Annotated in this window: 8 protein-coding genes; 7 read left to right on the top strand and 1 reads right to left on the bottom strand. The window is 52.5% G+C overall.

Features of this window, described 5'->3' with window-relative positions:
• The first annotated feature begins 372 nt into the window (after positions 1–372).
• The gene (locus tag R3I13_RS23025) at positions 373–2,130 is read left to right on the top strand and encodes a hybrid sensor histidine kinase/response regulator (protein WP_346320333.1); all 1,758 of its coding nucleotides are present in this window, start codon (positions 373–375) and stop codon (positions 2,128–2,130) included.
• Positions 2,131–2,150: 20 nt separating this feature from the next.
• On the opposite strand, the gene R3I13_RS23030 is transcribed toward R3I13_RS23025, so the two are convergent.
• A complete protein-coding gene (locus R3I13_RS23030) occupies positions 2,151–3,473 on the bottom strand; it encodes a serine hydrolase domain-containing protein (protein WP_346320334.1) in 1,323 nt (440 codons plus the stop codon).
• A gap of 142 nt (positions 3,474–3,615) precedes the next feature.
• Between R3I13_RS23030 and R3I13_RS23035 the strand changes: the two genes are divergently transcribed.
• From R3I13_RS23035 to R3I13_RS23060, 6 genes are all read left to right on the top strand, one after another.
• Positions 3,616–4,146, top strand: coding sequence for a sigma-70 family RNA polymerase sigma factor (locus R3I13_RS23035; protein WP_346320335.1), 531 nt, complete (start codon positions 3,616–3,618; stop codon positions 4,144–4,146).
• A 70-nt stretch (positions 4,147–4,216) separates the two neighbouring features.
• Positions 4,217–5,233, top strand: coding sequence for a FecR domain-containing protein (locus R3I13_RS23040; RefSeq protein WP_346320336.1), 1,017 nt, complete (start codon positions 4,217–4,219; stop codon positions 5,231–5,233).
• An 83-nt stretch (positions 5,234–5,316) separates the two neighbouring features.
• Positions 5,317–8,472, top strand: a complete 3,156-nt coding sequence (locus R3I13_RS23045; protein WP_346320337.1) for a TonB-dependent receptor — start codon at positions 5,317–5,319, stop codon at positions 8,470–8,472.
• A gap of 19 nt (positions 8,473–8,491) precedes the next feature.
• Positions 8,492–10,210 (top strand): hypothetical protein, encoded by a 1,719-nt coding sequence (locus tag R3I13_RS23050; RefSeq protein WP_346320338.1) that lies wholly within the window; start codon positions 8,492–8,494, stop codon positions 10,208–10,210.
• A gap of 9 nt (positions 10,211–10,219) precedes the next feature.
• Positions 10,220–10,951, top strand: coding sequence for a DUF4397 domain-containing protein (locus tag R3I13_RS23055; RefSeq protein ID WP_346320339.1), 732 nt, complete (start codon positions 10,220–10,222; stop codon positions 10,949–10,951).
• An 11-nt stretch (positions 10,952–10,962) separates the two neighbouring features.
• Positions 10,963–12,093, top strand: a complete 1,131-nt coding sequence (locus R3I13_RS23060; protein WP_346320340.1) for an IPT/TIG domain-containing protein — start codon at positions 10,963–10,965, stop codon at positions 12,091–12,093.
• Positions 12,094–12,371 lie beyond the last annotated feature (278 nt).

Here is a 12,371-nt window from a genome sequence, read left to right on the forward strand (position 1 = left end):
CCTGTATTACGCCAACAAAGGCGAGCTGGAACCGGTGAACAGGTGTAAGGACGGCGTACCTTGCAGCGAAGAAGAATATAGGGCCAACAGGCGTTCGGAACTGAAAGTGAAATGGTAATAAATTGGATCGATAAATGGAAAGCAATTGCTTCAACAAAAAGAGCCGGGTATTCTTACCCGGCTCTTCAATTTTATATAACAACATTTTTTCTCAACAACAAATAGCCCCGCCCCTCCTATTTAAACATTCCATTCATTAACCATCATTTAACAAAACGACAGCCCTATTAAGGTAATTTGCTGCCAGGAATCCCTCCCCAGCCTTAAAAGACACCCATAGACAAAGATCTGTTTCACTAAATCAACCGATGAATGATTAACCCATCCAAAGCGGACATAGACGTAAATGGAATCCCGGCTGTTATCACTGCTGCTACACAACGCAACGTCAGGCGTATTATCAGCGTGCTGGGTTTTGTGACCTTATTCCTCGCTTTATTTTTCGGGTACCTGCTGTTCCGGTTGACCGGCTCGCGGGAGATCATGCTGGGAGCGCTGGCAGAGGCCTTTCTCTGCGGATGGGCGCTGTACCTGAATTACAGGCACAGGACCGGGCCTGCCATTGCACTTTCATTCTTCATTCATTGCTTGTCTACATTGTATTTCGGTCTCATCCTCGCGCCGGATACAAATGTGCAGACGATGGCCGTCTTCCTGCTGGGGATCACATTTTTATTCTTTGAAGGAAGCAAGCTCCGCTGGCTGGCCACCGCAATCATTGCAGCGATGATCGTTGCCATCGAAGTGAACAACCGCGTTGTTTTCATGGATAAAGTACCGATGTCTGCCTATCACGAAAAATTGACCGGCTGGATGATCATCGGTACGGTGATGATGCTGACGTCTTTGATGTTGTATTTTTTTGTGAACGAGATCACCGACTATCGCAAACGGGTGTATCATTACAATCATTATACCGAGGAATTAAAAAGAACCAAGTACGCCATCAGTAAATATGTCCAGGAAAACAGCCACCAGCTGCGCATTGACCTCAACATTGTTTACGGGCACCTGCAGCATCTACTGGCAAAGACGGCAGGCAAAGATTCCTGGGAAGTAGTGGAAGTGAAAATAAGGGACCTTCATGCCATGCTGAATTCCACCAAAGCGACCCATGAGTTCATTAATAATTCGCTGGAATGGGCGCGCATTGAACGGGGATTGGAGGCGCCGATAAAAAGAGAAGCATTCGACCTGTTCCGCTGGCTGGACAATATTTCAGAGCGGTTCCGGCTGATGGCGCAGGAGCGCCCGGTGGAACTGGTGTTCAATACGGAGAACCTGCCGCTTTACCTTTATGAGGACAAGCATAAGCTGGGCATCATTATCGGCAATCTTCTTTCCAATGCCATTAAGTTTACCGAAAAAAATTCTTCCGTGCGGTTTTCTGCCATCATGAAAAATGATCAGCTGGTTTTCGAAATAAAAGACCAGGGAAAAGGCATTCCCCCCGACCAGGTGCACCTGGTGTTTGAGCCCTTCGTCACGGAAAGCGGGACCGGCCTTGGATTGCCCGTTGCCCGCAAGCTGGCCCGCGCCCTGCATGGCGATATTTACATTGATCCCGCAGCAGAGCGGGGTACTACTTTTGTATTTTCACTCCCCTGCAAAGCAGCTTCCACGGAACAGGTAGCAGAACTCAAATCTTCCGGCGACTTTACACTGAAAGGATTACGGGTGCTGGTGGTAGACGACGACTATGCGTCACGCAGGATCGCAGCTTTGAACCTGCAAAGAATGGATTATATCATCTATACCTGTTCAACCTTTGCAGCCTGCAGAGAGCGGCTGCAGAAATCCCCGATCGACATCATCCTGCTGGATTACAACCTGGCCGCCGACGTTACAGCGGTAGACGTATTACGATGGATCAGGGGTTGCAAACTAACCCGGCAAATACCGGTGATCGTCCTGAGCGGCGACGCCTATTCTCATGGAGGCGAAGATGCAAAACACCTTTCCCTGGAGGCAGGCGCTAACGGCTATATGACAAAGCCTATCCAATACGATGAGCTGGCGGCGGAGATCGGGAAGATCGTGGATCAGGCGGGGATTAAAATGCATCTGTGAATCGTATCAATACTTCCCCATCACTCCACCCGCTTCATCACCAGATCCGCCCCATGCTCATGAATAGTCACCTTTCCGGCTTCAAACCGCAGGGTCGTATTGTAATTCTCCAGGTAAAATGTATCGCTGCTTTCCGCCAGCAGCAACAATTCCGTGCCATCCGGCAACACTTCATACAGCTGCCCGTCTTTGACGGTAAAGAGGATCGTGAGCTTGTCCGCAACATACTTCCCAGCTCTTTGTTTTAACACTTCTCCGGGTAATGACACTGCCTTTCCCCGCTTCCACAGATCATAAGGCAGGCCGAGTACAACGCTGGAAATACCCATCGCTACCGGCCAGAGGTCTTCACCGTAATTGCCCGAATTTTTAAAGAGGATGATCGTAACATCTTTCTCCGGGTAATGAACGAAATCGGAAACAAATCCCGGGTACCCGCCGGAATGCCTGACATAGCCATTTCCCCTGAAACCGTTCACACGGAAGCCGATGCCGTAATCACCCGCCTGGCGGGTGAACGCAATATCCCATGATGCAGCGGAAAGTATTCTTTTCCCGATGGCCTGCGTCCATTTATACATATCCCCGGTGGTGCTGTAGATAGCTCCTGCGGAAAAACCTACCGTGGAATCAAGGAAAGTATATGGTTTTTGTATGCTGTCGTTCAGGAACTGGTAACCGGTGGCTTTGATATTTTTGCCCAGGCGGTTGAAATCGAAACCGGAATGCTGCATATCCAGCGGCGTAAAGATCAGTTCGCGCACATTCTGTTCATAAGGTTTACCCGTCACTTTTTCAATGATCAGCCCGGCCAGGTAATAACCGGAATTATTATAGCTCAGATCTTCCCCCGGCGCGTGCTCCGGCGGATTTTTCCGGATCTGGTCCACGATCAGCTCTTTCAGGACGGGGTAATTCACCCGCGCCGAGTCTTTCTCCTCTATGATGTCCGTATAATTGAATAGTCCTGACGTATGGTTCAACAGCTGCGCCAGCGTAATGTTATCTCCGTTGGGAAAATCCGGGAAATACCGGCTGAGTTTATCCTGCAGGGATAACCTCCCTTCCTCCTGCAATTTCAGCACAACCATCGCCGTAAATGATTTGGTGATGGATAAAATGGGGAAACGGGTGCTGGTATCATTGTACTTCTTTCCAGCGACGTCTTTCCAGCCATAGGCCTTATGCAGGATAACCTTCCCGTCCTTCGCCACCAAAGCCACGCCATTGAATTTCCCGGCGGCGGCGGCAGATTGCAGGTAAGCGTTTACCTCGCCGGTGGTCTGAGCTTTCAGGCTGGCAGGAATAAGTAAGATTGCCAGCAATATTATTCTCTCAAGCATTTGGGTTCCTTTTATATTGATTGAAATTACCAGGCCCTTCATTCCTTTTCCAAGATACGCAAACCAACTTAACAATTTCTTAAAACACCCCTTGCCCGCCGATGCGGTAACTTTGGGCGCGCCTCACCGCTTACACATCATAATGGATAACAGGAATGCCATCTTACATTTGTACCAGGCACACTACCATGCGCTGTTTGCCGCTGGCTGTTATCTTACGGACGATAAAGAACTGATACGCGATTGCATCCACGAGCTCTTTCTTCATTGCTGGCAGAAGCAGGAAGAGCTTTCCAGGGTCCTGCACCTGAAAAATTACCTCACCGTTTCCCTGCGCAACCGCCTGCTGACGGCCCTCAAGCAGCAAGGCAAAACAGTCCGGTTCGAGCCCGGCGAAATGGATGAAGCGGAATATTCCTACGAGGAGATATTGATCCGCAATACCGACGAAACAGCCCTCCAGCAAAACCTCCGGCGTGCTTTGCACAACCTCCCCCCGCGTTACCGGCAGGTGATCGAGCTGCGTTTTTTCCGGCAGCACAGCTACGAAGAGATCGCCCGGCTCACCGGTCAGCCCGTAAAGACCGCCTATAATTACGTGCACGAAGCCCTCGCCGCCCTGCGGAAGCAGCTGAAGGCGCAGCCTCCCGCTCCCGTGTTAAGGAATTATTAACTCCCCTTCCCAGGCATGGAAATCGGCATGCCCCGGCTGTCCTACTAACGGAACAACAAACATAGGATCGTTGGAAAATCATCATTACGAGCTACCGGAAGATTTTTTATCAGACATTTCATTCTGTAATTACTGCAAAGGCGCACCAGACAAGGACGTACAATATTGGACAAACTGGCTTGCATCGCATCCTGAAATGACGCATACCTTCCGGGAAGCGGAGCAAATGTATAAACTGGTCGGCGTTTATGATGAAGGCTACCAGCAGGCATTCCAGCGCTTCAGTGATTCACTGCACCCCGTTGTGCCGGCCAAACGCCGCTGGCTTAATGCTCCCCGCGCGGCAGCCGCTGCGGCCGTATTGATAGCGGCCTCTTTGCCGTGCTACTACCTCCTGCGCCCTGCCGGCAACCAGGCTATAGCCCGGGCAGACAGGCCCTTGTATGATACGATAGACGTGGGCATGGGCCAGGTGCGCAGCATCAGGCTGGCAGACAGCACCGCCATAACGCTTAACAGCCATTCGCGTTTGCTGATCCCTTCTGATTACAATGAACACGACAGGAAAGTGCTGCTGGTGGAAGGCGAAGCCTTCTTTGACGTAACCCGTAATGCCAACAAACCTTTCAGCGTAACCAGCAAAGGCGTGGAAACCCGGGTGCTCGGCACTTCCTTTAACATACAGGCATACCCGCAAAAAGCCGGCATGCGCATTACGCTGCTTACAGGATCGGTATCCGTGCACTCCGGCGTTGCTCCGCAACCCATCCTGCTGCGGCCCGACGACCAGCTGACCATCGGGGCAGACAGTACCTATGCCGTGCAAAAGGTGCCGGCGGCCCGCTACCGCAAATGGACCGGCGGCGAGCTGGATTTTTATGAGCAGTCGCTGGAGGAGATCACAACAACGCTCTCCATCCGCTATGGCGCCGCTTTTGTTTTTGCAGACGATACATGCAGGCATGAACTGTTCACCGCATCCTTCGGCAAAGGGGAACCGCTCGGGAAGGTGCTGGCATTGCTAAGCACCCGCCGCGATATCCGCTTTACGCAAAAAGGAGACACCGTGACCGTCAGCAGGAAGTAACCGTTATTCATCATCATTCCCGGACCCGGTTTTACCGCAGCCTGCGCTGCGGCGGGCCGTTTATTGTCCCATAAAAAACAGATATGCATCAGAGAATTTTACGATTTTATTTGAGCTGGCTGCTGATGTGCCTCCTGCCTTTAACCGCCGCCAGGGCCGCAGAACAGCAGGAAACACTGGAAGCCGTGCTGAACCGCATTGCAGACAATACAGGCTTCCGCTTTATCTATGATCCCGCCGTTGTAAAAAGGAAAATAGTAACCATCCCTATTACCTTAGCCGGTCGTGCAGGTATCCATTCCTGTCTCGACCGGCTTTCTGCCAACACGGCCATGGAATTCACCATAGACGGCAATAACATCATCGTGTCTCCCCGGGTGCAGGTAGTACCAGGCAAGATCACAGGCCGTGTGGTGGATTTTGAGAACGGCGACCCTTTGATCGGTGCTACCGTAAGGGTGGCCAATACTTCTTTCGCCACCGTTACGGACGAAAAAGGATTTTATACGATCGACAAAGTGCCGCCTGGCAAATACAACCTCCTGTTCAGCTACATCGGTTATGAAACGGGCAGCCTGAACGGGATCAAAGTGGAAAGCAAAGCCACCTTGCAGGCCAGCTTCAAGATGCAGCCCAAACGCGGATTAAAAGAAGTAGTGGTAAAAGGCGTTTCGCGGCGTAAGGTAGCCAATACCACCGACGCGCAGCTGATCGAAGAAGTGCGCGGCGCGCGCAGCGTGGTGTCCGGCGTTTCCAATGAACAGATCGCCCGCAGTATGGACCGCGACGCAGCGGAAGTGGTGCGCCGCGTGGCGGGTGTAAATGTAACGAACGACCGGTTTATCGTAGTACGCGGCCTCAACCGCCGGTACAACGTCACTTTCCTGAACGATAACATCGCACCGGCCACGGAGCTGGACAGCAAGGCCTTTTCCTACGACCAGATCGCCAGCAGCATGATAGACCGCATCCTGATCTACAAATCGCCCGCGCCGGACCTTCCCGGCGATTTCGCAGGAGGTGTCGTAAAAATATATACCAAGAAAAGCCAGCTCACCCGCCAGTTCGACCTGCAGCTTTCCGCCCAATACCGCCCCGGCTCCAGCTTCAGCGACATGCCCACTTATGCGGGCAGCCGCTACGACGCATTCGGTTTCGACGACGGCAAGCGCGCATTGCCGGCCGGTTTGCCCGATATCATTAAGTTCAATACCGGCGGCCCGCAAGACAATGCCCCCTACTGGAAAGCCTTTCCCAATAATTTCAAGTCCTTCAAAGTGCACAACGACCTGGACAAACGGATACTGGCCAATTACTACGACGCCTGGAAAATAGGCGGCAAATACATCAACAACCTCACTTCCCTCGCTTATACCAACACCACACAAAACAATACCATCCCTGTGTACGACATCCGCAACGCCAATTCCACGGAAGGCGTTATCCGGAGCGGCACGCAATCCGCGCGTATCACCCTCATCCAGCAAAATTCCCTGCCCATCGGCGACAGCGCGCGCCTGGAACTGAAACAGTTTGCCAACCAGCTGGGCAACAAACAAATGACGTCCTTCATCCTGCAGAGAGGAAGCGACTATCCCGGCCAGAGTAAAGACAACCAGCTCATCTTCCAGAGCACTTTCCTCTACACCGCACAGTTGAGCGGTTACCTGAACCTGAAGAACAAAGGGAACACCCACCTCTTCGCCAACGCAGGTTACACGCTCGTACGCCGGAATGACCCGGACACCCGCGAGATATGGTACAGCCGCCAGACCCAGGACAGTACTTTCCCCGAGCATGTTGCCGGTGATCCCTGGCTGGTAGGCAGCGCAGCGCAGACCTTCGGCATCCGCCGCATTTACACGCGCATCAGCGAAAATACCATGCAAGGCAATGCCGAAGCGGAACATTGGCTGCGGCCCTGGTGGTCTGCCAAAGCGGGTATCTTCTTTGAACAGAAAGAAAGACGCGTAAACCTCCGCCAATTCGGGTTGAACCACGGCTCTGCCTACACGGGCGACTTTGAAAATGGCCACATCGGTTACCAGCTTACGGAAGACATGCTGGATCATTACCTGCACCCGGATAATTTCCGCGCAGACAATACCGGGCATACCTGGTACGAGGAAACTACCCCTTATGACAGCTATTTTGCCGACAACCGAAACCTGTCGTACTTCCTGGCTACCGACGTCCATATTCCCAATACGAATGTTTCCATTTTTGGCGGCCTGCGGGTGGAAGACAACCGCCTCCGCATCATCGGTGCGCTGCAGGCCGGCCAGGCTAATTACCCGTTGCTGGTAAAAAGTGAACGTACGCATGTGCTGCCGTCCGTAAACCTCAACTGGAAGCCCACGGAGCGGATCATCGTACGTGGCGGATATGGAAAAACCCTTAACCGGCCTGAATTCCGTGAAGTAGCCCCTTTCCCTTACTCTGATATAGAAAACTACCTGATGTACGTGGGCAACCCGAAGCTGCAACCGGTGGATATCGAGAATTATGATATCAGGCTGGAATGGTACCCGGAAAGCATGCTGAAAAACGAGATGTTCAACTTCGGTTTCTTTTATAAAACACTGGCTTCTCCCATTGAGCAGATCCTGATCAGGGATGTCTATTATTCGTCGTTCATCAACGAGATCGGCTTTATCAATTCCGGCCCTACTAAAGTATACGGCCTGGAAGCAGAAATACGCAAAAGCCTGAGCTTCATTCGCGGCTCCTTTTTCCGCAACCTCTCTTTTATCGTGAACGGGGCCTGGATCTACAGCCGGGTGGATATGCCGGCACAGACCTCGGACGGCAACCAGACCGGCCGGGAACGCCCGCTGCAGGGACAGGCGCCTTATATCCTGAACTCGTCACTTAATTATGAAGATCCAGCCATTGGCACCAAGGTATCACTCGGTTATAACATCACCGGCCCGATGATCGTGCTGCTGGGCAACAATACCCACCGGCCCGATCAGCAGCATGCCAGCATTCCCGATGTAATGCAGCGCGGCCAGCACCTGCTGGACTTTACCTGGAGCCAGCGCCTGAACAAACATGTGCATTTCAAAGCCGGCGTGCAAAACCTGCTGGACCAGAAACGCGAACTGTTCCTGGACTACAACCGCAACTATAAATACGACGGCGTGGTGAAAGAGCGCGACAACTGGACGAAAGACAGGCCCTACCAGACTTTCAGCCCACGGCCTTATTACACCCTCGGCCTGAATTTCATTTACTAACCCGGATCAACCAGTGCATATGAAACAGATAAAATATTACTTATTGTTATTGCTCCCGCTGTGCTTCGCCTGCAAAAAAACATACGACAAAGAGCTGGACATACGCGAGAAAGAATCAGGCATCGTTCAGGCGGAAACCGCCACAGCCGGTGTTGCCATGCGGGGCGAACCGCTGACGCTTTATGTTAAACTTGGCGAGCCCGATGCCGCTATGAAAATATTTATAGGCAACGCCGAAGCTGCCGTGCTGGCACACGGGCAAATGCAGATGGAAGTGCCAATATCCAAATACACGGACGACAAACAAACCATCACAGCGGATACTTTCCGCTTACTGGTGCCTGATTCCGCGCAAATCGGGGTAACCAGCATTTACATCACCGTAAACGGCGTAAAGAGCGCGCCCTTCAAATTCACAGTAAAGAAGCCGGACATCCTGGTTCCGGGGGCTGTGACGGTGAATCCTTTGCTGGTGACGGGCCATACGGAACTGGAGCCGGCAGACGGGCCCATGGGTACGGCTACAGTGAATCAAGTGCATGATATGGGCATGGATAAGGAAGGAGCTATTTATTTTATCGATAATGGAGCTTATGAGCTCAACCCGGTGCATGGCCAGTATGACAGGCTGAACATGACCATCCGGAAATTTGCCAATGGGAAGATCGAAACCCTCGGTGGTGGCGGCAATGACGAATATGCCACGCAGCTAAATAACCTGAAGTTGAAGAGCATCGACGCAATGAAGATCGCCGAAGATGGCACGATCTATCTTGCCGTTACCAATACGCCGATGGCTCGCATATTTCTTCCGGGCGCTACCGAACCATTCGAAGCTGAATTCCCCTTTCACCGCATACTCAAAATCAATCCCCGCACCGGCGAAGTAAAAAAACTGGCAGGCCGCAACGACAAATATTGCTTCGACAATGGGGCAGTTTATGAATCAATGGTAGACGGGCCCGCAGCCAAAGCCATGATCGGCAGGGTGAAAGGTATGGAGCTGGATAAAGCAGGCAACCTCTACTTCATGGATGGCGGGCAGCTTGACGGCGGGATCGTGCTCCGTAAAATATCCCCTGACGGCATGGTAACAACAGAAGCCGGCACAGCAGACGATATGGCGGAATACGTGTTCTATGACAACGACGGAACCAACCCCGAGACCCTGAAAGCAGGCTCTATGGCAAACAATAGCGCCAATACGGTAGACGGCTTCGGAGCAAAAGCCAAAATATACACTCCCCGCGGGATCGTAGTGGGTGGAAATGGTAAAATATACATCGCGCAGGGCTTTGGCAGCGTTGAAATGAAAGAATGTGTGCGGGAATTCAACCCGGTTACCAAAGAAGTGACCACCATCATCGGCAAGGCCAGCAATGCGCCGGATAATTTCCTGTACTCCGGTACTTTCAAGGAAGTGGACATGCGCGCCATCACTTCTTTTGACGCGGACTTCGACGGCAATATCCTCATCGGCTACGACGAACAAATCTTCGTAGAAGAGCCGCGCGCCATTTATAAAATAGATGTGAACAAGGAAATGGTGTTCAAGATCGCCGGGGCCAAATTTGTATTCGGCGAGTCTGATGCAACGAAGCCGCAACCGGGACAGAAGGCTGTTATAGGAACAGTAAGCCGCATCCTGTTCGACCAGTTTGGCAAGCTGTACGTCGGGTACCTGCGGAACAATTTCTTTGAACAGGTGCCTTTCTCCACCATCTCCATCACCAGATAATAAACGATCATGCGAAATCCTTTTTTGAAATTATTATTACCGGCGGCTGTATGCTGGATGATGGCGTGCAACAAAGCCACGGAAGCGCCGGTGTCCCCGGACGTTGCCCATGTGATGATCTACAACGGCAGCACAGCCTTTATCAGCAAGGCCAGCCGGGTATTTGTAGACACCGCTTTTATCACCAACAGGAGTTACAACGACATCAACGGTTTCGGCATGGGCATGTTCAACCCCGCCGCGTACAACTGGCTGGCGCCCGGAAAACATCGTGTAGGCTTTACCGATACCAGCTGGCAGATGAAAATAGCTGAAAAATATACCATGCTGGACAAGGATAAATGGTACACTTTTTACCTGGCGGACAGCCTGGGGTATTACCAGGTGCTGATGTCTGAAGAAAACATCGCAGACCGCCCGGCAAACAAAGCCCGCATCCGGTTCGTGCATCTTTCGCCGGACAGCGGCCCGCTGGATTTCTTCATTGATACAATAAAAATACATGGGCTGGACAGCATGGTGTATAAGACCATCACACCTTTCATAGAAGTGGACCCGGCTGAAAACCCGTCGTTTCGCGTGAAGCAGACAGGGCTGCCGGAAGATGCGCCGCACCTGGTGAGGAAGGCCTTCGCCACTTACGCCGGCCGCTCCTACACGTTTATTTTCCGCGGCTACATACAGCAGCAGGGCGAAGATCCCAACACTACTGTCAACATGTCCGCCATTCTCAATTTTTAAACAAGATCAACATGCGTATAGTCTATACCGTTATAGCCATTGCCGTCCTGGCGTCCTGCAAGCGGGATAAAGATGAAACTCCTGCCCTGCCTGCACCGGAGATCACGGCCATCAGCCGCCAGAGCGTGCAGTCGGGCGACACGCTGGAGCTTACGGGGAAGAACCTGCAGCTCTCCGGCCTTTCCACGGAAGTGTTCATCAGCGACCGGCCTGCGCGTATCCTCCATCAATCTGAGACCATCTTAAAATTGCTCGTGCCGGAGAAAGTGCTGAGCGGCAACATCGTAGTGCACATCGGGCCGCAAACGGCCTTATGGCCCGGGCTGACCGTGATCGGCTCGCCGAGGATAACAGCTGCCAACCCGCGCTATGCCTATGCCGGCGATACCATTACGCTCACGGGTGAAAACTTCAGCAACGACAAATCCGCGCTGAAAGTATGGATGGACGGCATACCGGCCGAGATCACCTCTGTGCAGCCCGATGCCGCGCGCATCGTGATTCCCGCCGGTACGGGCATGCGGGCCATATTAAGCTGCCGGACCTACAATGGACCGAAGCAACAGTTCGACGATCTCAAGGTAGCCGTAAGACCCACGAACATCGTGGCCAGCAATATTCTTGAATACCTGCAAAAAGACCCGGGCATGGACCTCACGGGCGCAGTGCTGGATTACCTGTCCCAAACAATGCCTTCGTCCGGCAAGAGCCTGCATGATACGCTGCGCCGGTACCTCACCGGCCAGACGCCCTGCATCATGTTCGTACCGAACAACCTCACCATGAACGCACTGGGCATCAACAACACCAGCGATGCGCCCAACGCAGGTTTTATGACGTTCAATATCGCGCTGAACGCGGTGCTGAAGCAGACCACGGAGCCCGTAACCGACAGGCTCTACCCTTCTGAATATACGCACTACGTTTACGAATATTTCGACGGGTTCCCGGACTGGCATGCGTTTGTAGTGTTCAGGGAATCGGAAGGCCAGCGGTATGTCTATTCTACCCTCAACACCGCGGCAGACCAGCCTATCGACCAGTTTGGCCAGCCGCGGCGCATTATCAGGAAACACCGGTGCGGCAACAGCATCATCTACGAGATCGACGGCCTGATGACCTTTCCGCTCGGCAACTGGTGAACCCTATACAATAGTTTCGGTTAATATGCAACAGGCAGGAAGGCTGCCCCTAAAAGGGTGGCCTTCTTCAATTGAAAACCAGTGGCTTGCCGTTTGAGCGCCCTGCACGCCGGGGTATGCTTGAAAATAAGGCAACAAAGCCCTATGCCCCCGCCAGGAGAATTGTTATAGCAATGTCATTTCAGGCCGGCACCATTTAAATAATGCCCGGGGCGCTCTGTATCTTTCCCCCAGACGCGTTGATTGCTACTTTTTTGTTTGAACCGATGACCTATCCG

Source organism: Chitinophaga sp. YIM B06452 (assembly GCF_039655965.1).
Classification (GTDB): Bacteria; Bacteroidota; Bacteroidia; order Chitinophagales; family Chitinophagaceae; genus Chitinophaga.